This is a genomic window from Tranquillimonas alkanivorans (genome assembly GCF_900115595.1).
Taxonomy (GTDB): Bacteria; Pseudomonadota; Alphaproteobacteria; order Rhodobacterales; family Rhodobacteraceae; genus Tranquillimonas; species Tranquillimonas alkanivorans.
On record NZ_FOXA01000009.1, the window covers coordinates 41398 to 64615 of the forward strand.

Sequence of the window (23218 nt, forward strand, 5' to 3'; positions counted from 1 at the left end):
GCGGTGGAGGAGCCGCAAGTTTCGGAGGAGGACACTCATGACACGCAGAACACGTGCGCTTGCCGTCACGACGGCGCTTTCCGCAGGGCTTCTGGCCGGATCGGCGACCGCCCAGCAGGCCACCGTCGGTTTCCTGATGCCCGACCAGGCCTCGACCCGCTACGAGGAGCGGGATTATCCCGGCTTCCGCGACGCGATGGCCGAACTTTGCGCCGATTGCGAGGTCGTCTACCAGAACGCCAACGCCGACGCGCAGCTTCAGCAGCAGCAGTTCAACTCGCTGATCGCGCAGGGCGCTTCGGTGATCGTGCTCGACCCGGTGGACAGCTCCGCCGCGGCGTCGCTGGTGAACCAGGCGCGGGCGCAGGACGTGAAGGTGATCGCATATGACCGTCCGATCCCGGACGTGCCGGCGGATTTCTACGTCTCGTTCGACAATGTCGGCATCGGCCGTGCCATCGCGCAGTCGCTGGTCGATCATCTGCAAGCCAAGGGGGTCCCCGAGGGCGCGGGCGTGTTGCAGGTCAACGGCTCGCCCACTGACGCGGCCGCCGGACTGATCCGCGACGGCATCGACGAGGCGCTCGACGGATCGGTCTACGAGACGCTCGCGGAGTTCGACACGCCGAACTGGGCGCCGCCCGAGGCGCAGAAATGGGTCGCGGGCCAAATCCAGCGCTTCGGCGAGGACATCGAGGGCGTCGTGGCCGCGAATGACGGCACCGCCGGCGGCACCATTGCGGCCTTCAGCGCGGCGGGCGTCGAGCCGATCCCGCCGGTGACCGGGAATGACGCGACTATCGCGGCGCTTCAGCGCATCATCGCCGGCACGCAGTACAACACCATCTCGAAGCCTTCGGAGATCGTGGCCGAGGCCGCGGCTGACGTCGCCTATACCTTCATCAACGGCGAGACGCCCGAGGCCGAGACCACGCTGTACGAGACGCCTTCGCAGCTTTTCGTGCCCGAGGTCGTGACCCGCGAGAACATCAAGGAAGTGATCTTCGACGGGGGCATCAATGCCGCTGACGAGGTTTGTACCGAAGAGTTCGTCGCGGGCTGCCGCGAACTCGGCATCGTCGAGTAACCTTGCAGCGCACCGGTCCGCCGCCCCCGATATGCGGCGCCGGACCGGGAAACGTCCGCATGGGGCAGGGGAGGATGAGAGACATGACTGCCGCAGATGACGCGACTCCGATCCTCAGGCTGAGGGGCGTGACCAAGAGGTTCGGCGCGGTGACGGCGCTGGACAGCATCGACCTGGACGTGCACCGCGGCGAGGTCGTGGCGCTGGTCGGCGACAACGGCGCGGGCAAATCGACGCTCGTGAAGATCCTGTCGGGCGTCCACGCGAAGACCGAGGGCTCGATCGAGTTCATGGGCGAGGAGGTGCAGATCGACACGCCGAGCCGTGCCATCGAACTGGGCATCTCGACCGTCTTCCAAGACCTCGCGCTGTGCGAGAACCTGGACGTGGTCGCGAACCTGTTCCTCGGGCAGGAGGTCAACCCCTGGCGGCTGAACGAGATCGAGATGGAGGTGCGGGCCTGGAAGCTTCTCGGTGAGCTGGCAGCGCGCATCCCGTCGGTCCGCGAGCCGATCGCCTCCCTGTCCGGCGGACAGCGGCAGACGGTGGCGATCTGCCGGTCGTTGCTGCTGGAGCCCGAGATCATCATGCTGGACGAACCGACCGCCGCGCTCGGCGTGGCGCAGACGGCCGAGGTGCTGAACCTCGTCGAGCGGGTGCGTGACCGCGGGCACGGGGTGATCCTGATTTCTCACAACATGGACGACGTGCGGGCGGTGGCCGACCGGATCGTGGTGCTCAGGCTGGGCCGCAACAACGGAACCTTCGGGCCCGAGGCCACCCACGAGGAACTGGTCGCGGCGATCACCGGCGGTGCGGACAACTCGGTCTCGCGCCGTGCAAGAAAGTCCGAGGCCGTACCGGCCAGCGCCGAGGGAGGAGAGGGCGCATGAGCGACATCCAGAAATTCGACCGCGCGGACACCCGCGTGCGGGCCGACGAGGGCCTCGGCGGCGCCGTCCGCGGCTTCGTGGACCGGATGCGATCCGGCGATCTGGGCGTGCTGCCCGTGCTGCTGGGCCTGATCCTGATCGCGATCGTGTTCAGTTCGCTGAATCCGGTCTTCATGCGGCCCGCGAACCTGACCAACCTGCTGTTCGACGCCGCCGCCGTTGGGCTGATCTCGCTCGGGGTGGTCTTCGTTCTGCTGCTGGGAGAGATCGACCTGTCGATCGGGTCGATGTCGGGCGTCGCCTCGGCGATCCTGGGGGTTCTTTGGGTCAATGCCGGGGTGCCGTGGCCGCTGGCCCTTCTGGCCGCGCTGGCGGCGGGGGCGGTGACCGGCTTCGTCTATGCCTCGCTGCTCAACAGGTTCGGGATGCCGAGCTTCGTCTCGACGCTGGCGGGCTTGCTCGCGCTGTTGGGACTGCAACTCTATCTTCTGGGCAACAGCGGCTCGATCAACCTGCCGTTCCAGTCCTTCCCGATCCGGTTCGGGCAGACGATGGTGATGCCCGGATGGCTGTCCTACCTGCTTGCGGTGATACCGGGCGCTGCGATCTTTGCTTTCGGGCTCCAGACCCGGACGCTTCGGGCGCAGGCAAACCTGTCGGTGCCGTCGATGAGCGTGCTGATCGTCAAGGCCGCGGGCCTAAACGCCATCATCCTGCTGGCCGTCTGGTACCTGAACCAGGGACGCGGCGTGCCGGCCATGTTCGTGTTCTTTGTGGTGATCGTCACGGGCATGGAGTACGTGCTGACCCGCACCCAGTTCGGCCGCTCGATCCTGGCCGTGGGTGGTAACCGCGAAGCGGCGCGCCGCGCGGGCATCAACGTCAAGCACATCCGCATCTACTGCTTCATGATGTGTTCGGCGTTCGCCGCCTTCGGCGGGGTGCTGGCGGCCTCGCGCCTCGCCTCGGCAAGCAGGCAAGCCGGCACCGGCGACGTTAACCTCAACGCCATCGCCGCGGCGGTGATCGGCGGCACCTCGCTCTTCGGCGGGCGGGGCTCGGCCTGGTCGGCGCTTCTGGGGGTGCTGGTGATCCAGGCGATCTCGAACGGGCTTACGCTGCTCAATCTCAGCTCGTCGCTGCGATACATGATCCTTGGCGCGGTGCTCGCGATCGCGGTCATCGTCGACAGCCTTGCGCGGCAATCCCGCGCCAGCCATGGCCGCGCCTGACCTGCGAGGGGAGAAAGACGATGCAACTGGACGGAAAGACCGCCGCGATCACCGGCGCGGCCTCGGGGATCGGCCTGGAATGCGCGAAGATCCTGCTGGAGAACGGGACGCGCGTGGTGCTGGTGGATCGCGATGCCGCGAAGCTCGCCGCGCTGACCGAGGAGCTGGGGCCGAACGCCCTGGCGCTCGAGCTCGACCTGCTCGACCCGGCCCAGGTGTCGGACATGGGCCGCCGGATCGAGGAGATCGCCGGTCCGCTCGACATCTTCCACGCCAATGCCGGGGCCTATGTCGGCGGCGAGGTGGCTGAGGGCGACCCGGACGTCTGGGACCGGGTGCTGAACCTCAATGTCAACGCCGCCTTCCGCTCGGTCCACGCGGTGCTGCCGCGGATGATCGAGCGCGGCACCGGCGACATCCTCTTCACTTCGTCGGTCGCGGGGGTGATCCCGGTGACGTGGGAGCCGATCTACACCGCATCGAAATACGCGGTGCAGGCGTTCCTGCACACCACGCGCCAGCAGGTGTCCCGGCACGGCATCCGCATGGGCGCGGTGCTGCCGGGCCCGGTGGTGACGGCGCTAATCGACAGTTGGCCCGAGGCGAAGAAGGAAGAGGCGCTGGCGAACGGGTCGCTCATGCAGCCGCGCGAGGTGGCGGAATGCGTGCTCTTCATGCTGACTCGGCCGCGCGGGGTCGTCGTGCGCGACCTGGTGATCCTGCCGAACTCGGTGGAGCTGTGAGATGACCGAGGCGCGGCATAGCATCGGCGTGGACGTGGGCACGGGCAGTGCGCGGGCGGGCGTGTTCGACATGCGCGGCCGGCAGCTTGCGACCGCCAGTGCCGAAATCGGCATCCACCGCGCGCCCGGCGGTATCGTCGAGCAGTCGAGCGCCGACATCTGGGCGGCCTGCTGCAAGGCGGTGCGCGAGGCAGTCTCTGCCGCCGGTGTGGCGCCGGAGACGGTGGCGGGGCTGGGCTTCGACGCGACCTGTTCTCTCGTGGTGCTGGGGCAGGGGGGGCGTCCGCTGCCGGTCGGCGACCCGGACGCGTCCGAGCGGGACGTGATCGTCTGGATGGACCACCGCGCCACCGAGCAGGCGGCGCGGATCAACGCGGGCGGTTACGCGGTTCTGGACTACGTGGGCGGCCGTATCTCGCCCGAGATGCAGACGCCAAAGCTGCTGTGGCTGCGGGAGAACCGATCGCCGACGTTCGATGCGGCGTGGCAGTTCTTCGACCTCACCGATTTTCTGGGCTGGCGCGCCACTGGCGCGACCGAACGGTCGAGCTGCACGGTCACATGCAAGTGGACGTACCTCGCCCACGAAGACCGCTGGGACCCGGATTATTTCCACGCCATCGGCCTGGGCGTCCTGGCCGACGAGGACTTCGCCCGGATCGGCGTGCACGTGGTTCGGCCCGGCACCGCACTGGGGCACGGCCTGACAGAGGCGGCGGCGGCGGAGCTGGGCCTGTCGCCGGGAATCGCCGTGGGCGCGGGACTGATCGATGCCCATGCCGGCGGGGTCGGAACGGTCGGCCCTGCCGAGGGACCGGAAGCGAACCTCGCCTACGTGTTCGGAACCTCGTCCTGCACAATGACATCGACCAGCGAGCCAGTTTTCGTTCCGGGCGTCTGGGGGCCGTATTTCGAGGCGATGGTGCCCGGGCTCTGGCTGAACGAAGGCGGGCAGTCGGCGGCCGGTGCCGCGATCGCGCACCTGATCCGCCACCATCCACATGCCCCCGCCGCCGAGGGCGAGGCGCGTGCGGCCGGGCTGTCGCTGCCGGCGTGGCTGGCGGCCGAAGCGGAGCGCCGGTGCGCGAGCCTGTCCGCGGCGGCAGAGCTTGCGGCCGGTGTTCACGTGGTGCCGGAATTTCTTGGCAACCGCGCCCCGTTCGCCGACCCCGAAACCCGTGCGGTCGTTTCGGGTCTGGGGATGGACGACGGGCTGGACAGCTTGCTCGCGCTCTACATCGCGGGGATCTGCGGCATCGGCTACGGGCTGCGGCAGATCATCGAGGCGCAGGCGAAGAAGGGCATCCGGGTCTCTCGGGTCGTCCTGTCTGGAGGCGCCGGGCGGCATCCCCTGGTGCGCCAACTGCTTGCCGACTCGGCAGATATCGAGATCGCCGTTCCCGCGGCCGAAGAGCCCGTCCTTTTGGGCTCTGCCATCCTTGGGGGCGTGGCTGGAGGCGCCTTCGCGACGATCCCGGACGCCATGTCCGCGATGACGGTGTTCGCCGAGCACCTCACACCCGATCCGGCGCAGGCGGCACACCACGACCAACGGTTCGAGTTGTTCTCCCGATTCCAGTCCGTAGCGCGGGATGCGGCGCATGTCTCGGTGCCACACGAAGACTACGCCTCTGCTTGATCGGAAGTGCCTCTGCTGAGACGGGGAAATCGGGAAAGCGCGCCGAAATCGGCCGGGGACAGACACACCCGGACATAGAGTACTTCAGACTGTGTGCGGGTGTGTCTGTCCAGGTCCGGGCTGGACGGACCTCGCCCGGAAGATCCGGACAGCGCGCCGAAATCGGTTATTCGGAGGTTCGTAAGCCGGCGCCGGGCGGCGGGGCAGGGGCCTCACGGGGCCCAGAAGCCTGCACCGACTGAGGCCGGTGCAGGCTGACGGCCGCTACCGCATGGCGCGCACCGCGCGCGGCGCCGCCATGCAGTCGTCGACGGTATGGGACGCCGCGACCGCTTCGGCGAGCAGAGCGCGCGGCGTCTCCACGCTATTGTCGCGGCCGTGATGGACGAGCCAGCCGTCGAGCGCGGCCAGCGCCTCGGTGGCCAGATCGCGGAAGACCGGCTCGAAGATCGCGCGATCCTCGAGATTCCGGCGCAGCTTGTCGAAGACCGGCCGGGCGGTGCGAGCGGCCTCGGGGGGCATATCCTCCAGCGCGGCGAGGACGCGCCGTGCCGCCTCGGCAGGACTCGCCGCCGCTGCGAATGCTCGATGCCGTGGCCGCGGGGGACATCGACCTCGCCGCCGCCTGGGGGCCGAGGGCGGGGTGGTACGCGAAGCGGGCGGAGGTGCCGCTGCGCGTCGAGCCGATCACCGACACGTGGGAGTACCTGCCGCAGGTCTTCCAGTTCGCCATCGCCATGGGTGTGCGCAAGGGCGACGACGACACGAAGGCCAGGCTAGACGAGGTGATCGTCGAGCGGCGGGACGAGATCGACGCGCTGCTCGAGGAGTACGGCGTGCCGATCTTTTGACCGCCGCCCGCGGAGCGCGAGAACGAGAAGGAGGGCTGTCATGGCCAGAGGCAGAACGAACGTCCCCGCGGTCACCGCACTCGGTGTAGCGTTGGTCCTGGTGCTGCCTGCGTCCGCACAAGAGGATGTCGAGGAGCCGGTCGAGCGCACGGTGATCGACGCGCCACTGACGCCCGACCAGGAGGATGTCGGGGTCGATGGGGCCGGGCAGGACGAGCAGCCCGTGCAACTGGGAACGCAGGTGCGCCCGAACGAGCTGGTGCATGTCCTCGTCACCGGCATCTATCCCGGCGCTGTGCGGCCGCAGGTCGAGATCGACGTGCCGGACCTGACCGACGAGGAGCGGCTCTCGCGCGGCAAGAAGTACTTCGCGCAGTTCAACTGCATCGGCTGCCATGGGCCGCACGGGGGCGGGGGCATGGGGCCGTCGCTGTCGAACACGACATTCCTCTTCGGGCAGGAGCCCGAGAACATCTATCTCACCATCCTGCAGGGCCGCCCGCTGGGCATGCCGGTCTACGGGGGCCTGCTGCCCGATCACGTGATCTGGGACCTCGTCGCCTATGTCCGCTCGCTCGCGAAGGACGAAGGGGCGTGGGGGCGCACGACCTCGCTCGACGCCTTCACGGTCGAACAAGTGCCCTCGCACTACACCGACACGATCCGTCCTTGGGAGCACACGCAGCCCTTCAGCTTCGGCCAGCCCCCGTTCGAGAAGGTGGACGAGCCGCAGAAGACCGAGGCCGCGCAGGAGGGCGAGTGACGCCATGAGGCGCACGATCCGGCATATCCCGCTTCTCGGCACCGCCCTCGCGCCGGCGGCGGCGCAGGCGCAGGGCGAGAACCGGCCGATGTGGTACCTCGAAACCTTCGGCTCGCCCGGCAACGAGATCACGCCGATTCTCTGGGGGCTGCTCTGGCTGGCCATCGGGGTCGTGGTCATCATCGCGGCGCTGGTGCTTGCGGGTGTATTCCTCAAGACCCAGCGCGGCGTCGACATGCGGCGCGACCAGGAAGCTGTGTCGCCACCGCATGACCACAGCGCGCTTCGCTGGATGTACGGCGGTCTGTTCGCCACGCTCGCGGCGCTGTCCGTCTTCGTCGTCTGGACGATGATGACGATGGCCGACATTCGCCAGCCGGACGGAGAAGCGCCCATCACTATCGCCATCACCGGCCACCAGTGGTGGTGGCAGGTGACGTATCTGAGCGAGGACGAGAGCCGCATCTTCGAGACTGCCAACGAGATTCATGTTCCCGTCGGCGTGCCGGTGAAGTTCCGCCTGACCTCGGCCGACGTGATCCACTCGTTCTGGGTGCCCGCCATCGCCAGCAAGACCGACCTGATCCCGGGGCAGGAGAACACGGCCTGGTTCCGCGCCGACACGCCCGGTGTCTATCGCGGCCAATGCGCCGAGTATTGTGGAAAGCAGCACGCCAACATGGCGTTGCGCGTGGTGGCCGAGAGCCCCGAGGACTTCGACGCGTGGTGGGACATGCAGCTCGAACCGGTCGAGATGCCCGAGACCGAGGTCGCGAAAATGGGAATGGAGCTGTTCCGCCTGAACTGCGCCGCCTGTCACAACATCCGCGGTGCGATGGCCGGCGGCGAGATGGGGCCGGACCTGTCCCACCTGATGGAGCGCACCACCCTGGCCTCGGGCATGCTGCCGAACACGCCGGGCCACCTGTCGGGCTGGATCGCCAATCCCGACGTCATCAAGCCCGGGACCCTGATGCCGCGCACCGATCTTTCGGGCCCGGAGCTCGACGCGATCCGCGCCTTTCTCTTGACCCTGGACCAAGGAGCCTGACGTGAGCGACGCCCGTTACACCACCCAGCCGAAGGTGGGGCCGGACACCCAGGCACTGCGCGACCGGCTTCAGGAGATCTGGGAGACCAAACCGGGGCTGTTCGGGTGGCTGGGCACGGTTCGGCACCAACTTCTACGAGACGGCGGGGGGCGGCAAGCCGCTGTTGTGGCAGCACCTGTTCTGGATCTTCGCGCATCCGTGGGTCTACATCATCGTGCTGCCGGCCATGGGCATGGTGTCGGACGCGCTGCCGGTGTTCTGCCGCCAGCCACTGGTGGGCTACACGCTGGTCGTGATCGCCACGATCACCACGATGATCCTGGGCTTCGGCGTCTGGGTGCACCACATGTTCGCGACGGGCATCCCGTTCATGTCGCTGTCGTTCTTCTCGGGCGCATCGTTCATCATCACGATACCCAGCGCCGTGTCGGTCTTCGCCTGGATCCTGACGATCTGGTACGGCAAGCCGGTGGTGAAGGTGCCGTTCCTCTACTTCGCCTCGTTCATCGTGATGTTCACCATCGGCGGCGTCTCGGGCGTGATGACGGCGAGCGTGCCGGCGGACTTCCAGCTTCACGGCACCTACTTCGTTGTGGCGCATATCCACTACGTGCTGATCGGCATCAACCTGTTCGGCGTGCTGGGCGCTCTGTACTTCTGGTTCCCCAAGATGAGCGGCCGGATGATGAGCGAGCGGCTCGGCACCTGGGCCTTCGCGTTCATCTTCGGCGGCTTCAACCTGGCCTTCCTGCCGATGCACTGGACCGGGCTGATGGGAATGCCGCGCCGCGTCTACACTTACCCCGAGGGCGCGGGCTGGGGCTGGGTCAACATGACGACCACCGTGGGCAGCTTCCTGCTGGCCTTCGGAATACTGCTGGTGCTGGTCAACGTCTGGCACGGCCTGCGCCGGGGCAAGCCCGCCGGCGACAATCCGTGGGACGCGCCGACGCTGGAATGGGCGGTGTCGTCCCCGCCGCCGCCGTACAACTTCGCGACTGCGCCGGTGCTCGCCAGCCGCCACCCGCTGTGGGAGGACCGCTTGCCCGAGGGCAGCGGACGCTCGTCCCTGCATCACGGCCCGCTGCTGGACGACGGAAAGGAGGCGATGCTGACCACCGTGCTCGACGCCGAGCCCGACCTGGTCGTGAAGATGCCGGACGACACGCTGTGGCCGTTCCTGACCACGGTGGCGATGACGGTCTTCTTCGGCGCGTTGCTACTTCACCTGTGGACATGGGCCGCCGCCGGCCTCGGCGCGATCCTTCTGTGCATGCTCGGCTGGCTCTGGCCCCGCGACGACCTGGCCCAGACCTCGAAGGAGGCGCATCATGGCTGAGACGAGCGGCACGATCATGGACGAGCGCGGCAACGAGGTGCTGACCTTCGGCCGCCAGGGCTTCGGCAGCATCGACGGCCGGTCGAACGGCTGGTGGGGGACGATGACACTGTTGGCGACCGAGGCCGCGCTCTTCGTCTACCTGCTGTTCAGCTACTATTACATGGCCTTCCACTACGGACGGACGTGGCTTCCGGCCGAGTTGCCGTCGTTCACACTGTCGGGCCCCTCGACCGTCATCCTGATCACCAGCAGCCTGACGGCGTGGATGGGTGAGAGATCGGTGAAGAAAGACAGCCGCGGCGGCGCCGTGCTGTGGCTGGTGGCGAGCCTGCTTCTTGGCGCGGTGTTCATGGGCATCCAGCTCAAGGAGTGGAGCGACAAGCCCTTCATGATCGACACCGACAGCTACGGCTCGCTCTACTTCACCGTTACGGGCTTCCACATGGCGCACGTCGCCGTCGGGCTTCTGGTCCTGCTGGCGCTGACCGTCTGGACCGCGGTGGGCAAGTTCGACAGCCGCCGCCGCGACCCCGTGTCGATCGGCGTGATCTATTGGCACTTCGTCGACGCGGTCTGGCTGACCGTGTTCTTCACCTTCTACGTCACAACGCACCTGTTTCAGCCATGAGCGACGATGGACGCACATATCACATCGGCCATCCGGCCCCCGGACGCGCCCATACGAAGGACCGCTGGCTCTGGTTCGGCTTCCTGGGCGGCCCGGTGGCCTGGAGCCTGCAACTCGCCATCAACGGCTCGCTCGCCGGGCTGGCGTGCCTGGGCGATGCGGCCACGCCGGACGTGGAGATGGCGGGATGGACGCAGCCCGCTGTCATCGTGGTCAACCTTGCCGCGCTGGCGGTGGCGGCGGTGGCGCTGATCGTCTCGGTCGTCAACCTGCGCCAGACGTGGGAGGCCGAGACGGGCGAGGGGCGCGGCGTGATGGGCGCGGGCGAAGGGCGTACCCGCTACATGAGCGTCTGGGGCATCTGGACGAGCCTGCTGTTCCTCTGCGCCATCGCCTTCAACACGATCTCGGTTTTCTGGAGCGGCCTATGCCTGGACTGAATGCCGTGGCCGGTCTGTTCGCCCTCGCCGGGTTGACGCTGTTCAGCCTCGCCGGGGACGAGGACGAGACCGCCCGCGTGGAACGCGCCACCGCCATAGGCGATCCGGCCGTGGGAGCGGAACTCATCGACCGGGCGGGGTGCGGAAGCTGCCACATGATCCCGGGCATCGACCGGGCCGAGGTGCTGGTGGGTCCACCGCTGATCCACTGGAGCCGGCGGAGGTACATCGCGGGCCTCCTGCGCAACACGCCGTCGAACATGATCACTTGGCTGATGGCCCCGCAGGAGGTAGTGCCCGGCAATGCGATGCCCGATCTGGGCCTGACAGAGGAGCAGGCGCGTGACATCACCGCCTATCTCTACACTCTCGAGTGAGCCGGCGCTGAGCCTACGCCGGGTCTGGCCGCTCGGGTCCGCCATGATCGTTCTGGCGGCGCTGTGGGGCGGGCCGCTGCCGCGCCTGGCGCAGGTGTCGTTCACCGCGCACATGGCGCTGCACCTTGCGCTGATCGGCATCGCCGCGCCGCTGGCCGCGCTGGGGCTGGCGCGGGCGGGCGCGCGGGGCACCCCGCCGGGCGGCTGGGTGCTGTGGGGGGTGCTGTTCGCGGGTTTCGAGATGATGGTCGTCTGGGGGTGGCACGTGCCGGCCCTGCACGAGGCGGCTGCGCTGGTGCCGTGGATCTTCGCCGCGCAGCAGGCGAGCTTCCTGCTCGCCGGGCTCTTCGTCTGGCTGCCGGGCTTCGCCGCATCCGGACAGGCTTCGGCCGGGGCGGCGACGGTCGCGCTGGCGCTGAGCTTCATGCACATGTCGATGCTGGGCGTCCTGCTGACGACGGCGCCCGGGCTGCTTTATCCCGCCGGGCTCTGCGGCGGGGCGTTCGGGCTGGACCCGCTTACCGACCAGAGGCTGGGCGGCGTGATGATGGCCGTCTTCGGCGGCCTTCCCTACCTCGCCGGGGCCGTGGCGTTTGCTCACCGGCTGCTGACGGAGGGACCAGGCCGCTGAAGGACCAGCCCCCGATAACCGACGGAGGCGCGATATGACACGAACGATGCTGAAGGTGGTGGTGCTGCTGCTGACGACGGCGACGGCCGCCGATGCGCAGGGTCTGACGATCAAGACCCGGATCAGTGCGCAGGAGGGGCCGTACATCGTCGAGGGCGCCGGGCGCACGCTCTATTCCTTTTCGGCGGACACGCGGGGCAAGGGCGAGGCGAAAGCCGAAAGCGCCTGCACCGGCCCGTGCACGCATGCATATCCGCCGGTGCTGGCCGAGGAAATGCCGGAAATAGCAGAAGGGGCGGACGCGGGTTTCCTCGATACCCTTGAGCGTCCGGACGGCAGTACGCAGGTCACCTATTACGGCTGGCCTCTCTATCGTTACACGGGCGACCAGGGCCAGGGCGCCGCCGCCGCGGCCGGCATGAGCACCTTCGGCGGCACGTGGCACCGAGTCCCGCCCGAGCCGGACATCCAGCCGCCGGCGCATGCCGGGCTGTTCGACGGGCTGGACCTCCAGGCGCCCGAATGCGTCCGTTACGACGAGGCGCACGACCGTTGGCTGGTGTCGAACATCAACGGCGAGATGCTCGAGGGCGACGACAACGGCTTCATCACGGCCGTGACCGGCGAAGGGCTGGCGGAGCTCAAGTGGATCGACGGCGCCTCCGAAGGGATCACCCTGAACGCACCGAAGGGGATGCAGATCGCCGGCGATCTGCTCTATGTCGCCGACATCGACCACCTGCGGGTCTTCGACCTGTCGACCGGGCAGCCGGTCGAGTCGATCGCGATAGAGGGGGCAAAGTTCCTTAACGGCATCGCCATTGCCGAGAACGGCACGGTCTTCGTCACCGACACCGGGACCGACCCGGCCTCGAGCGCCATCCACCGCGTCGGCCCAAACGGCACCGCGACGACCATCGCCTCGGGCCGCCACCTGCAACGCCCCAACGGCATCGACTTCGGGCCGCAGGGCAACCTCGTCGTCGCCACCTACGCCGCCGCCGAAGTGATGCTGCTGTCGCGCGAGGGCGAGATGCTCCAGTCCCGCACGCTCGACCGCGGTCAGCTCGACGGGCTGGTGGTGCGCTCCGACGCGTCGGTGCTGGTGTCGAGCTGGAAGGGCCGCCACGTCGCCCGGATCGGTCCCGACGGCGAGATCGAGGTGCTGGTCACCGGCCTGACCCAGCCTGCCTGTTTTGATTGGGAGCCGGACGAGCAATTGCTGCTGATCCCGCAGGTGAAAGCAAACGCCGTGGCCGTGGTGGGTCTTGCGGGTGTCGAGGGGGTGCAATGAGCCACATTCGAGTCGTAGCCGCAGCAGCAGGAAGCCTGCGGAAGGCGAGCCGTTGGGCGAGCTGAAGCTTGGAAAGGACGAGTGTCCTGCGTTCTTCTCCGGTCATCCGTGCTCTTATTGCCGCCCTGACCGTCTCCGCCGCGCTTCCAGCGGCCGCACAGGAGGGGCGTGTGGAGGAGCCGCCGTCGAAGACCCTCTTCCAAGGGTCGAGCGCTCCGCCAGGCAATCCGGACCCCGGCCGCGGCGCATCAATCGCTCTTGAGGGGCAGGGTTGCGACGCGGATGGCGGCGAGTGCTCTCCCTGCTTCACCTGCCACGGGCGCGACGGGGCGGGAGACCCGGTCGCCGGCATCCCACGGCTGCACGGGCAAAGCTGGCTCTACATGTACGGCGCGCTGCAGGACTTTGCATCGGGCGAGCGGCCGCACCCGACGATGACCGACGTGGCGCAGAGCCTGTCGCTCAACGCGATGCGCGACGTGGCCGCGTACTACGCCATGCAGGATCTCGACACGCCGTACGAATCCGCCGCCGCCGATGCGCGGCTCGAGCCCGGCTACGAGCAGATCGTGCGCGGCGGCGTGCTTGCCAGCGTCGGCGATGCGTCGCGCGGGATACAAGCCTGCGTGAATTGCCATGGGCCGAACGGCCGCGGACTGCCGCCGGTCTATCCGTATCTCGCCGGCCAATACCGCGATTATCTGGAGATGCAGCTCAAGGCCTTCGCCAAGGGCGAGCGCGGGGGAGGGAGGCTCGGCATCATGCAGGACATCGCGCAGCGCATGACCACGAGCGAGATCGAGGATGTGGCGGCCTACTTCGCCTCGGTCCGGCCGGTCGAACATCCACGCCAATCCATCGCGGCCGACGCTCCCCCCGACGCCGGTCCCGTTCAGCAGGAGGCCCGGCAATGAGAGCGTTCGCCTTGACCTTCGCCGCCCTGCTGTGCGCTGCGCCCGCCGCCGCGCAGCAGAACCGCGCCGCCGCCGCGCCCGACGGCGGCTTGGAGGGGCCACCGTCGCAGATCGCGCAGGTGGGGGCGGGCGTCACCAACGGGTCGACGACAGGTTACAGCGGGCCAGACACGGGCGGCGGGGGCGAGCCGCCGCCGCCGAGTCCGGAGCTGTGCGAAGGCTACGGCGAGACGGCACGGACCTGGTGCCTGTCCGTGATCATGGGAGACCCGCCGGCAGGGGGAGAGATGCAATGAAGGGATTGTCACGCCGCGATCTGCTCAAGGCCGGCGCGGCCGGGGCTGCCCTCACCGTGCCCGGAACGTCCGGCTACGCACAGGAGGCCGACACTCGGCCCATGCCGCCCGAGCGGCCGGACGGGCCGCTCGATACGGCGCTGGAGTACGGCCGCGACGAGGACGTTCTTCTCTGGTTCAAGCCCGACGAGGCGAAGTTCGTGGAGGCCGCGATCGCGCGTCTGATCCCCGCCGACGACGAATGGCCGGGGGCCAAGGAGGCGGGTGTGCTCGTCTATATCGATCGTCAACTCTCGGGCGCCTACGGCAGTGGTGCGCGCATGTTTCTCAACGGCCCGTGGAAGCCCGACGCGCCACCGCAGCAGGGCTATCAACTGCGCTACACGCCCGCCGAGCTTTACCGGCTTGGGATCAAGCAGACGCGTGAATGGCTGGGTGAGCGGGACGACCGCGAGCTGTGGGACATGGAGGACGCCGAGATAGACGAGGTGCTCAGCGCCCTGGAGTCGGGAAAGGCGCAACTGCCCTCCGTCCCAGCGCCGGTGTTCTTCGAGACGCTGCTGGCTAATACCGTCGAAGGCTGGTTCGCGGACCCGGTCTATGGCGGCAATCGCGACATGGTCTCGTGGCGCATGGTCGGCTTTCCCGGCGGCTACGCGCAGTATCTCGAGCTCGTGGACAACTACAACTACCGCTACGACCGCGAGCCGATGGGCATCGCGGGGGGCGCGGCGCTTTTCGCGCAGCAGGCCCGGAAGGAGGACGGCTGATGGCGATCCGCAAGGAACCCGTCGATGTCGTTCTCGTGGGCGGCGGTGCGACCGCCTCGATCATGGGAAAGGAGCTGGCCGAGGCCGGGCAAAGCGTGGTCGCCCTCGAACGCGGGCCGATGCGCCAGACGGTGCCCGACTTCCAGTCCCCCACCATGCACGACGAGCTGAAGTATTCGGTCCGCCATTCGCTGATGCAGGACCCGTCGGTACAGACGATCACCTTTCGCAACTTCGTCGGTCAGCAGGCGCTGCCGATGCGGCAGTTGGGCTCGTTCCTGCCGGGCGAGGGCGTGGGCGGCGCGATGGTGCACTGGAACGGCCAGACCTGGCGCTTCCAGCCCGAGTGGTTCGAGCTGCAAAGCTGGGTGCGCGACCGCTATGGCGACGACTTCCTGCCCGACGACGTGGCGATCCAGGACTGGGGCGTCACCTATGACGAGCTCGAGCCCTATTACGACTTCTGGGAGCAGGTCCTGGGCGTCAGCGGCACCGCGGGCAATGTCGGCGGCGAAGCGCGGGACGGCGGCAACCCGTTCGAGGGGCCGCGCTCGCGCGACTATCCCAACCCGCCGATGAAGCAGTCGGCCTCCGGCCACCTGTTCGAGAAAGGCGCGCGGGAACTGGGCCTCGCCCCGTTCCCGGTTCCCTCGGCCAACGTGACGCGGCACTATACCAACCCGTTCGGTGCGAAGTTCAAGCCGTGCATGTATTGCGGCTTCTGCGAAACCTACGGCTGCGAGCACTACTCGAAGGCCAGCCCCCAGGTCGCCATCCTGCCCTTCGCCCTGAAGAACCCGAACTTCGAACTGCGCCCGCACTCGTATGTCCTGCGGGTCGAGCACGACGGGGAAGAGGCGACCGGCGTGACCTACGTGGATGCCGAGGGACAGGAGGTATTCCAGCCCGCCGGCATGGTCGCGCTCTGCGCCTTCGCGCACCACAACCCGATCCTGATGCTGAAATCCGGCATCGGGCAGGCCTATGACCCGGAGACACGCACCGGCACGGTGGGGCGGAACTTTACCTACCAGACGATGACCGGCATCTCGGTGTTCTACGACGGCGACGTGCGGATAAACCCGTTCATGGGGGCCGGCGCACTCGGCACGGCGACGGACGACTTCAACAACGGCAGCTTCGATCACTCCGACCTCGGCTTCGTCGGCGGGGCCTACATCGCCGCCTACCAGACCACGGGACGGCCGATCCACCACCACCCGGTCCCGCCCGGTACACCGCGCTGGGGGGCGGAATGGAAGCAGGCGGTGGCGCGGCATTACAACTCGACCGTCGGGATCACGGTGCACGGGTCGTCCACGCCGCATCCGAACAACTACATCGGCCTCGACCCCACTTACCGCGACGCCTTCGGGCAGCCGCTCGGGATGCTGACCTTCGACTTCCCGCACAACGACCGGCAGATGTCGCACTACGTCACCTCGAAGGCCGAGGAGATCGCCCACGCCATGGGCGGCAATGAGATCTCGGTCGGCTGGCTCGACGATCACTATTCTATCGTGCCCTACCAGACGACGCACAATACCGGCGGCGCGATCATGGGGGCGGACCCGGAGACCAGCGTCGTGAACCGCTATCTCCAGTCCTGGACCTGCACAACCTGTGGGTGGTAGGCGCCTCCGCCTTTCCCCAGAACGCGGGCTACAACCCCACGGGCACGGTGGGTGCGCTGGCCTACTGGGCGGTGGACGCGATCATCAACCGCTACCTTCCCAACCCCCGACCGCTGGTGTGACGCCATGAGACCGAAGGCCATTGCCCTCGCTCTGTTTACCGCCACCGGCCTCGCCGCGGGCGCCTTCGCGCAGGAGGACTGGCTGCGGCAGCCCGAGCCAAGGAGCCTGGAGGCGCGGGCGAGCCTTGCACAGGGCCGGTTCCTCGCCACGGGCGGCGAGTTTGGCGAGCTTCGCTTTGGCTGCGTGAGCTGCCACGGCGCCTATGGTCAGGGCGACCCCAGCGGGGCCTTCCCGCGCCTCGCCGACCAGAGCGCGTGGTACCTCTACGATGCGTTGCGCGCCTTCGCCACCGGGAGACGGCCGAGCAAGGTCATGGGCCCGGTCGCGGCCATGCTGACCGACCGGCAAATGCGTTCGCTGGCCGCCTGGTTCGCCTCGGTCGAGGAGGCACCGTACCCGCCCGACATCTCGCTCGGCCAGTCGATGGTCGAGGAAGGGCGGCAGATTGCGCAGCAGGGTGCGCCGGACGTGATGGCCTGCGTGATGTGCCACGGCCAGCAGTTGGTGGGCAACGAACCGATCTACCCGTACCTTGCGGGGCAGTCACAGCCATACCTCGAACACCAGCTCAAGCTGTTCCGCGCGGGCAAGCGCGGCGGTGGCATGCTGTCGGTGATGCACGATGTGGCCAACGGCATGAGCGACCGCCAGATCCGGGCGGTCTCGGCCTATGCCTCGTCACTGCGGCCGGAGGAAACGACGCCGCAGGATGAAGAAAAGCGTTCCCGTGCGCCGACACCGCCGCGTGACATCCCGATGATGACGGGCGCGGTGCTGGACGTGGAGGTCGAGCAGAACGACACGGTCCTGCCCGGCGCCGGTGGTATGAAGGGGGCGGAAGATTGAGCCCGCGCGCGGCAGACTCGTCGTCCCGCCGGCACGGTGCTCCTGCTCGGCCTCGTCGCCGGCTACATCCGCAACCGGCTCTGGATCGCGACCTGCCACCGATGCCGGCGTTCCTGCTCGGCGCAATTCTCGCGCCGACCGATCCCGTCGTGGCCGCCTCGATCACCGGCGGGAAGCTGGCCGAGCGCCGCGTCTCTCAAGCACACGGCGATCACGCTCGCGATCCAGGCAGGCATATCGGTCGAGGATGCGGCCGATTACTTTTCCACCTCCCTGGAGACCATCCAGAAGGTCTACTGGCACCACTCGCCGCACCATCAGGCGCGCGCCGTGGCCGCCATGAACAGCGTCGGCAAACACTCTGGGCAGCGCCGCACAGATACGCACAGAAACGACCGCACACGCACAGAAATAACGGCAAGAAAGCGCAGCGCATGACCTGTAAAATAAGGGGAAAATGAAGACTCTGCTGCCCTCCGAAGGCAGAGGCCATAGGTTCGAATCCTATCGGGTGCGCCATTTTCTCTCCCATCAAGAAAGAACTTACGCCGCAGGACATCCCTGTGGTGTTTCTGTCGTGGGCGGTCGCGCTTTGCGAAGATGCACATGGGCGGGCCGTTGCAGTTATTGACATCTGTCAAGAACTGGCCAAATAGGCGCCCATGGACCCGAGACGGAGACGCACGCGCGACCGCCTTCAGGCGGCGTTGCGAGAGGCGTTGGAAACACAGAAAATCAGCGGAATCTCCGTCGAGATGTTAGCCAAGTCGACCGGCGTCACGCGGCAGACCTTTTATGCCAACTACGGCAGCGTGGATGACCTGCTGCGCGAATATCTCGACGCTCATCTGGGGGACCTGAAGCGCCGTCACGAGGGCGCGAGTGCCGACGACGGCGCGCTCGAGGCGCGGATCCGCGAGGATGTCGGCGACCTGTTGCACCGCATTGACCGGGATGACTCGCGGCTTCGCGCGATCCTGGACGGACAGGCGGGGTTCAGCCCCGAGGACCGCTTTGCCGGCATCGTCGAAGGCTTCATGCGGCAGGATTCGGCGGGACGGGCATGCGACGAAACACTGACCGTGCGGGCGCAATTCTATGGCGGGGCCTTCATCGGAACGCTGCGATACTGGGTGCTGCACCGCGAAGGCCTGCCGGCCGACGCGCTGGCCGCCCTTTTCGCGGGGCTGGTCGTGCGCGGCGCGGCGGCGGGCCAGGAAAACGAGGACATGAGAGCATGATGAAACGTGGTGTGATGATCGTGGCGCTGTGCCTCGTCGCGGCGGGAACGGCCCAGGCGCAGGACGACGCGGCGCCGGGCCAGGCGGTGCGGCCGGTGAAGCTGCAAACCGCGGCGCCCGAGGACATGCGCATCCGCCGGCGGTTCTTCGGCCAGGTGCGGGCGCGGCAGACCACGGATCTGAGTTTCCAGGTCGCAGGCCAGATCGTCGATCTTCCGGTCTCCGAGGGCGAGCGGGTCAAGGAGGGCGACGTCATCGCGCGGCTCGACCTCGAGCCGTTCGAACTGGCGGTTGAGCAGGCCGAGATCGAGGTCGAGCAGGCCCGGCGGGATCGCGAGCGGCTGGAAAGCCTTGGACCCGAGACGGTATCGCGGGTGAACCTTCAGGACGCGCGGTCGGCCGAGAACCTGGCGCGGATCGCTCTGCGGCAGGCGCAGAACCGGTTTGACGATGCGACCCTGCGCGCGCCGTTCGACGCGCTGGTCGTGCGGCGCGAGGTGGCGAACTTCGCCACGGTGGGCGCGGGCACGCCGGTGGTGCGGCTGCACGACATGTCCGAACTGCGCGTCGACATCGAGGTGCCGGAGGTGCTGTTCCGCGAGGCGCGCGGCAACCTCGACGTCGACTTCGCCGCGACCTTCCCGGGCGACGACACGGCCTATCCGCTGACCCTGCGCGAGTTCGAGGCCGAGACGGCCGATGTCGGGCAGACCTATTCCCTCACGCTGGCCTTCGAGCAGGTGCCGGGGCCGTGGCTTCTGCCGGGTGCCTCGACGACCGTGGCGGCCTCGGCCGAGGGTGGCGGGGACGACGTGATCGAGGTGCCGCAGACGGCGGTCGTCTTCGGGCCGGACCGCCAGGCGGCGGTGATGGTCTTCGAAGAGGGCGAAGACGGCACGGGCACCGTGACGCGGCGGCCGGTCGAGGTTGCGGCGGACGCGGATGGCGGCGTCGACATCGTGTCGGGGCTCGAGCCCGGCGAGGAAATCGTGGCCGCGGGCGCTGCGCAACTGCGCGACGGGCAGACCGTGCGCCGCTACGTCGCGGCGGGAGAGTAAGCCATGGGCATCGCGCGTGCGTCCATCGACAAGGCCCTCGTGACCTGGATCGTGATCCTCGGCTGCCTGCTGGGCGGGCTCTGGGGCTTCGCCACCATCGGGCGGCTCGAGGATCCGGCCTTCACCATCAAGCAGGCGGTGGTCGTCACCGCCTATCCCGGGGCTTCGGCCGAGCAGGTGGCGCGCGAGGTGTCCGAGCCGCTGGAATCGGCGGTCCAGCAGATGGCCGAGATCGACTATGTCACCTCGTCCAACCGCCCCGGCCTGTCGCGCGTCGACGTGCACATCCAGGACACGTACGACGGCGAGGAACTGCCGCAGATCTGGGACGAACTGCGCAACCGTATTTCCGACGCCGCGCGGGGCCTGCCCCAGGGGGTGGCGCCGCCGCTGGTCAATGACGGATTCGGCGACGTCTATGGCATCTTCTATGCCGTCACCATGCCCGGCTTTACCGATGCCGAGGTGCACGAGGTCGCCGATTTCCTGCGCCGGGAGCTGCTGGCCGTGAACGGCGTGGCCGACGTGGCGGTGGCCGGGCTGCCGGAAGAGGCGATCTTCGTCGAGCCGGACATGCCGATCCTGACCAACCTCGGCCTGTCGCCGGCGGCGATCATCCAGGCGATCTCGGAATCGAACGACGTCGTCGCGGCGGGTGAGGTGACGCGCGAGGGCACCAACATCCGGATCGAGGCGCCCGAGGGGTCGGACAGCGTGGGCGAGATCGCGGGCCTGACCATCGGCGTGGGGGGCGAGGTGATCGAACTGAGCGACGTGGCGCGCGTCTACCGCGCCCGCGTCGAGGACCCGGGCCAGATCATCCGCTTCGACGGGACCGAGGCCTTCACGCTGGGGGTCGCGGGCCTGTCAGACCTCAACATCGTGGACATCGGGCACCGGGTCGACGACCGCCTTGCCGCGCTCCAGCCCGAGATCCCGGTGGGCGTCGACCTGCACCCGATCTACCAGCAGCACCTGGTCGTCGAGGAGGCGTCGAACGCCTTTCTCGTCAACCTTGCCATGTCGGTGGGCATCGTGGCCGTGGTGCTGCTGGTGTTCATGGGATGGCGCTCGGCCGTGGTGGTGGGGGCGACGCTTCTGCTGACGGTCGTCGGCACGATCTTCTTCATGGCAATCTTCGGGATCGAGATGGAGCGCATCTCGCTCGGGGCGCTGATCATCGCCATGGGCATGCTGGTCGACAACGCTATCGTCGTGGCCGAGGGGATGCAGATGCAGATGCTGCGGGGGCGCACATCGCGCGACGCGGCCGAGGATGTGGCCAGCCGCACGCAGATCCCGCTGCTGGGGGCGACGGTCATCGGCATCATGGCCTTCGCGGGCATCGGCCTGTCGCCCGACGCCACCGGCGAATTCCTGTTCTCGCTCTTTGCCGTCATCGGGATCTCGCTCCTGCTGTCGTGGGGGCTGGCGATCACCGCGACGCCGCTTCTGGCGCACTACGTGTTCAAGCGCGGCGCCGCCGGAGAGGGCGAGCAATACGGCGGCCCGATCTTCCGCGCCTATGCCGCCACGCTGGGACTGGCGCTGAAGCTGCGCTGGCTGGTGCTGGCCGCGCTCGTCGGCGTGACGGCGGCTTGCTACGTCGGCTTCGGTCGAGTCGAGCAGCAGTTCTTCCCCGACAGCAACACGCCGATCTTTTACGTGCATTACCGCCTGCCTCAGGGTGCCGACATCCGCCAGACCTCGGCCGACATGGAGCGGGTCGAGGCATGGCTGGAAGACCGGAACGAGGTCGTCTCGGTCGCCACCTTCGTGGGCGGCGGCGCGACGCGCTTCATGCTGACCTATCCGCCCGAGGAGAGTCTGCCGACCTATGGCCACCTGATCATCCGCACCGAAAGCCTGGAGGACATCCCGCCGCTCAAGCGCGAACTCGAGGTCTTCGGCCGGTCCGAGCTGGTCGCGGGCGAGTTCCGGACCGAGCGTCTGGCCTTCGGGCCGGGCGGCGGTGCACCGGTGGCGGTGCGCTTTTCGGGCAGCGATCCGGACGTGCTGCGTGCGCTGGCCGAGGAGGCCGAGGCGCGGCTGGGCGCGGCCTCTGACCGGTTGCAGGATCTGCGCACCGACTGGCGCGAGCGGGAACTGGTGCTCAAGCCCGTCTATGCCGCCGAGCGCGCGCAGACCGCCGGCATCGCGCGGCAGGACGTGGGACAGGCGCTTCAAACGGCGACCGAGGGCGCGCAGGCCGGCGTCTACCGTGAAGAAGATCGCCTGATCCCCATCGTCGTGCGCACGGGCGGCACCGAGGACGACACGCAACTGATCGACCAGCCCGTCTATTCCGACGCGGCCGGGCGCTTCATCCCGCTGGAAGAGGTCATCGACGGCTTCGGGTTCGAGGTGCACGACACGCTCCTGCGCCGCCGGGACCGGCTGCCAACGATCACGGTGCAGGCGGGCGTCGTGGACGGCGAGAACGTCTCGGACGTCTTCAACGAGGTGCGCAGCGCGGTTGAGGCGATGGACCTGCCCGAGGGCTATGCCATGGAGTGGGGCGGCGAGTACGAAAGCTCCAGCCAGGCGCAGGAGAAGCTGGGCAGCCAGCTCCCCCTCAGCCTGTTGGTGATGGTGCTGATTTCGATCCTGCTGTTCGGCAAGCTGCGACAGCCGCTGATCATCTGGCTTCTGGTGCCGATGTCGGTCAACGGGGTGGCGATCGCGCTACTGGGCTCGGGGCTTCCGTTCTCGTTCACCGCGCTTCTGGGGCTTCTCAGCCTCTCGGGCATGTTGATCAAGAACGGCATCGTGCTGGTCGAGGAGATCGACCTGACGCGGGCGGCGGGTGTCCCCTTCCGACAGGCCATCGTCGAGGCATCGACGTCGCGTCTGCGGCCCGTGGTGCTGGCGGCGGCGACGACGATCCTGGGGATGATCCCGCTTCTGTGGGACGCCTTCTTCGCCTCGATGGCGGCGACGATCATGGGTGGTCTCGCCTTCGCCACCATCCTCACGCTGATCGCGGCGCCGGTGCTTTACTACTCGTTCTTCCCCCGCGCGCGGAAGGCGGACAAGGCCGGCGACCCGGTGGAGCTTCGCGACGCGCCGCAAGAACCAGCCGCCGCGGCCTGAGGCTCGAAGGCCGGTCCGAACAAGAAGCGCCCGGGTCAATGCCCGGGCGTTTCGCTTTCAGCGGCGCCGTCATTCCCGCGAAAGCGAGAACCTCACCCCGCCCGCGCGACAGCCGAGCCACCGCCTGCGCGGTGGGAGGCCCCCGCTTGCGCGGGGGGACACCGGGCGGCGTGGGATCGGTTGCGGTGCTTCAATGGAACACCTCGACCCGTGCCGTGCCACAGCCGAGCCGGGAACAACAGGGAGAGGCCCTCGCGTGCGCCGCGGTGAC

Annotated in this window: 22 protein-coding genes, 1 tRNA gene and 2 pseudogenes; 24 read left to right on the plus strand and 1 reads right to left on the minus strand. The window is 68.1% G+C overall.

Translation table 11 applies throughout. The features are described 5' to 3' along the window. Window positions 1-37: 37 nt before the first annotated feature. The 5 genes from BM162_RS12080 (at window position 38) to BM162_RS12100 (ending at window position 5594) form a co-directional block, all read left to right on the plus strand. Window positions 38-1087 (plus strand): ABC transporter substrate-binding protein, encoded by a 1050-nt coding sequence (locus BM162_RS12080; protein ID WP_093422200.1) that lies wholly within the window; start codon window positions 38-40, stop codon window positions 1085-1087. 83 nt (window positions 1088-1170) lie between these two features. Then, a complete protein-coding gene (locus tag BM162_RS12085) occupies window positions 1171-1980 on the plus strand; it encodes an ATP-binding cassette domain-containing protein (RefSeq protein WP_245759250.1) in 810 nt (269 codons plus the stop codon). Next, window positions 1977-3212 carry a sugar ABC transporter permease gene (locus tag BM162_RS12090; protein ID WP_093422206.1) on the plus strand — a complete coding sequence of 412 codons (1236 nt, stop codon included), beginning with the start codon at window positions 1977-1979 and terminating at the stop codon, window positions 3210-3212. The genes BM162_RS12085 and BM162_RS12090 overlap by 4 nt, the downstream gene beginning before the upstream one ends. A gap of 20 nt (window positions 3213-3232) precedes the next feature. Next, window positions 3233-3955, plus strand: coding sequence for an SDR family oxidoreductase (locus BM162_RS12095; protein ID WP_093422208.1), 723 nt, complete (start codon window positions 3233-3235; stop codon window positions 3953-3955). A gap of 1 nt (window position 3956) precedes the next feature. Then, window positions 3957-5594 (plus strand): FGGY-family carbohydrate kinase, encoded by a 1638-nt coding sequence (locus tag BM162_RS12100; RefSeq protein WP_093422211.1) that lies wholly within the window; start codon window positions 3957-3959, stop codon window positions 5592-5594. A gap of 264 nt (window positions 5595-5858) precedes the next feature. Here the strand turns inward: BM162_RS12100 and BM162_RS12105 are convergent, their stop codons facing one another. Beyond that, a complete protein-coding gene (locus BM162_RS12105) occupies window positions 5859-6116 on the minus strand; it encodes a hypothetical protein (RefSeq protein WP_093422213.1) in 258 nt (85 codons plus the stop codon). Window positions 6117-6175: 59 nt separating this feature from the next. Between BM162_RS12105 and BM162_RS12110 the strand changes: the two genes are divergently transcribed. The 19 genes and pseudogenes from BM162_RS12110 to BM162_RS12185 all read left to right on the plus strand — a co-directional run bounded on the left by BM162_RS12110 (window position 6176) and on the right by BM162_RS12185 (window position 22947). Beyond that, complete coding sequence (locus BM162_RS12110) at window positions 6176-6445, plus strand: type 2 periplasmic-binding domain-containing protein (protein ID WP_093422216.1); 270 nt, start codon at window positions 6176-6178, stop codon at window positions 6443-6445. Between the two features lie 40 nt (window positions 6446-6485). Then, window positions 6486-7208, plus strand: coding sequence for a c-type cytochrome (locus tag BM162_RS12115; protein ID WP_093422218.1), 723 nt, complete (start codon window positions 6486-6488; stop codon window positions 7206-7208). Between the two features lie 4 nt (window positions 7209-7212). After that, window positions 7213-8259: a cytochrome c oxidase subunit II gene (gene coxB, locus BM162_RS12120; RefSeq protein WP_218153089.1), complete on the plus strand. Its 1047-nt coding sequence runs from the start codon at window positions 7213-7215 to the stop codon at window positions 8257-8259. Between the two features lie 131 nt (window positions 8260-8390). Then, window positions 8391-9599: pseudogene (locus BM162_RS12125) on the plus strand (cytochrome c oxidase subunit I); the annotation flags it as partial. Beyond that, entirely contained in the window at window positions 9592-10230 is a 639-nt protein-coding gene (locus tag BM162_RS12130; RefSeq protein WP_093422223.1) for a cytochrome c oxidase subunit 3, read from the plus strand. The pseudogene BM162_RS12125 and the gene BM162_RS12130, both read left to right, overlap by 8 nt. Then, entirely contained in the window at window positions 10227-10670 is a 444-nt protein-coding gene (locus BM162_RS12135; protein ID WP_093422226.1) for a hypothetical protein, read from the plus strand. Before BM162_RS12130 ends, BM162_RS12135 begins: the two co-directional genes overlap by 4 nt. Next, on the plus strand, window positions 10658-11047 hold the full coding sequence (locus BM162_RS12140) for a c-type cytochrome (protein WP_218153090.1): 390 nt from the start codon (window positions 10658-10660) through the stop codon (window positions 11045-11047). The genes BM162_RS12135 and BM162_RS12140 overlap by 13 nt, the downstream gene beginning before the upstream one ends. Continuing rightward, complete coding sequence (locus BM162_RS12145; protein ID WP_245759252.1) at window positions 11013-11678, plus strand: cytochrome c oxidase assembly protein; 666 nt, start codon at window positions 11013-11015, stop codon at window positions 11676-11678. The genes BM162_RS12140 and BM162_RS12145 overlap by 35 nt, the downstream gene beginning before the upstream one ends. Window positions 11679-11712: 34 nt before the next feature. After that, window positions 11713-12972: an SMP-30/gluconolactonase/LRE family protein gene (locus tag BM162_RS12150; protein ID WP_093422231.1), complete on the plus strand. Its 1260-nt coding sequence runs from the start codon at window positions 11713-11715 to the stop codon at window positions 12970-12972. 383 nt (window positions 12973-13355) lie between these two features. Continuing rightward, on the plus strand, window positions 13356-13886 hold the full coding sequence (locus BM162_RS12155; RefSeq protein ID WP_143096147.1) for a c-type cytochrome: 531 nt from the start codon (window positions 13356-13358) through the stop codon (window positions 13884-13886). Then, entirely contained in the window at window positions 13883-14182 is a 300-nt protein-coding gene (locus BM162_RS23110) for a hypothetical protein (RefSeq protein ID WP_218153091.1), read from the plus strand. Before BM162_RS12155 ends, BM162_RS23110 begins: the two co-directional genes overlap by 4 nt. Beyond that, complete coding sequence (locus BM162_RS23115) at window positions 14179-14952, plus strand: gluconate 2-dehydrogenase subunit 3 family protein (RefSeq protein WP_218153092.1); 774 nt, start codon at window positions 14179-14181, stop codon at window positions 14950-14952. The genes BM162_RS23110 and BM162_RS23115 overlap by 4 nt, the downstream gene beginning before the upstream one ends. Before the next feature lie 707 nt (window positions 14953-15659). Further along, window positions 15660-16708: pseudogene (locus tag BM162_RS12165) on the plus strand (GMC family oxidoreductase). Window positions 16709-16712: 4 nt separating this feature from the next. Further along, entirely contained in the window at window positions 16713-17555 is an 843-nt protein-coding gene (locus BM162_RS12170; protein ID WP_093422239.1) for a c-type cytochrome, read from the plus strand. A gap of 36 nt (window positions 17556-17591) precedes the next feature. Continuing rightward, complete coding sequence (locus BM162_RS22415) at window positions 17592-17993, plus strand: hypothetical protein (protein WP_143096148.1); 402 nt, start codon at window positions 17592-17594, stop codon at window positions 17991-17993. Continuing rightward, window positions 17988-18074: transfer RNA gene (locus BM162_RS22810), tRNA-Arg, on the plus strand. The genes BM162_RS22415 and BM162_RS22810 overlap by 6 nt, the downstream gene beginning before the upstream one ends. A gap of 200 nt (window positions 18075-18274) precedes the next feature. Next, on the plus strand, window positions 18275-18796 hold the full coding sequence (locus tag BM162_RS12175; protein WP_143096149.1) for a TetR/AcrR family transcriptional regulator: 522 nt from the start codon (window positions 18275-18277) through the stop codon (window positions 18794-18796). After that, window positions 18793-19854 (plus strand): efflux RND transporter periplasmic adaptor subunit, encoded by a 1062-nt coding sequence (locus BM162_RS12180; RefSeq protein WP_245759253.1) that lies wholly within the window; start codon window positions 18793-18795, stop codon window positions 19852-19854. The genes BM162_RS12175 and BM162_RS12180 overlap by 4 nt, the downstream gene beginning before the upstream one ends. Window positions 19855-19857: 3 nt before the next feature. Next, entirely contained in the window at window positions 19858-22947 is a 3090-nt protein-coding gene (locus BM162_RS12185; protein ID WP_093422244.1) for an efflux RND transporter permease subunit, read from the plus strand. Window positions 22948-23218 lie beyond the last annotated feature (271 nt).

Excerpts from the sequence above, each read along its gene's own strand:
- BM162_RS12080 (WP_093422200.1), top strand. The coding sequence starts at position 38 with ATGACACGCAGAACACGTGCGCTTGCCGTCACGACGGCGCTTTCCGCA.
- BM162_RS12085 (WP_245759250.1), top strand. The coding sequence starts at position 1,171 with ATGACTGCCGCAGATGACGCGACTCCGATCCTCAGGCTGAGGGGCGTG.
- BM162_RS12090 (WP_093422206.1), top strand. The coding sequence starts at position 1,977 with ATGAGCGACATCCAGAAATTCGACCGCGCGGACACCCGCGTGCGGGCC.
- BM162_RS12095 (WP_093422208.1), top strand. The coding sequence starts at position 3,233 with ATGCAACTGGACGGAAAGACCGCCGCGATCACCGGCGCGGCCTCGGGG.
- BM162_RS12100 (WP_093422211.1), top strand. The coding sequence starts at position 3,957 with ATGACCGAGGCGCGGCATAGCATCGGCGTGGACGTGGGCACGGGCAGT.
- BM162_RS12105 (WP_093422213.1), bottom strand. The coding sequence starts at position 6,116 with ATGCCCCCCGAGGCCGCTCGCACCGCCCGGCCGGTCTTCGACAAGCTG.
- BM162_RS12110 (WP_093422216.1), top strand. The coding sequence starts at position 6,176 with ATGCTCGATGCCGTGGCCGCGGGGGACATCGACCTCGCCGCCGCCTGG.
- BM162_RS12115 (WP_093422218.1), top strand. The coding sequence starts at position 6,486 with ATGGCCAGAGGCAGAACGAACGTCCCCGCGGTCACCGCACTCGGTGTA.
- coxB (WP_218153089.1), top strand. The coding sequence starts at position 7,213 with ATGAGGCGCACGATCCGGCATATCCCGCTTCTCGGCACCGCCCTCGCG.
- BM162_RS12130 (WP_093422223.1), top strand. The coding sequence starts at position 9,592 with ATGGCTGAGACGAGCGGCACGATCATGGACGAGCGCGGCAACGAGGTG.
- BM162_RS12135 (WP_093422226.1), top strand. The coding sequence starts at position 10,227 with ATGAGCGACGATGGACGCACATATCACATCGGCCATCCGGCCCCCGGA.
- BM162_RS12140 (WP_218153090.1), top strand. The coding sequence starts at position 10,658 with ATGCCTGGACTGAATGCCGTGGCCGGTCTGTTCGCCCTCGCCGGGTTG.
- BM162_RS12150 (WP_093422231.1), top strand. The coding sequence starts at position 11,713 with ATGACACGAACGATGCTGAAGGTGGTGGTGCTGCTGCTGACGACGGCG.
- BM162_RS12155 (WP_143096147.1), top strand. The coding sequence starts at position 13,356 with ATGTACGGCGCGCTGCAGGACTTTGCATCGGGCGAGCGGCCGCACCCG.
- BM162_RS23110 (WP_218153091.1), top strand. The coding sequence starts at position 13,883 with ATGAGAGCGTTCGCCTTGACCTTCGCCGCCCTGCTGTGCGCTGCGCCC.
- BM162_RS23115 (WP_218153092.1), top strand. The coding sequence starts at position 14,179 with ATGAAGGGATTGTCACGCCGCGATCTGCTCAAGGCCGGCGCGGCCGGG.
- BM162_RS12170 (WP_093422239.1), top strand. The coding sequence starts at position 16,713 with ATGAGACCGAAGGCCATTGCCCTCGCTCTGTTTACCGCCACCGGCCTC.
- BM162_RS12180 (WP_245759253.1), top strand. The coding sequence starts at position 18,793 with ATGATGAAACGTGGTGTGATGATCGTGGCGCTGTGCCTCGTCGCGGCG.
- BM162_RS12185 (WP_093422244.1), top strand. The coding sequence starts at position 19,858 with ATGGGCATCGCGCGTGCGTCCATCGACAAGGCCCTCGTGACCTGGATC.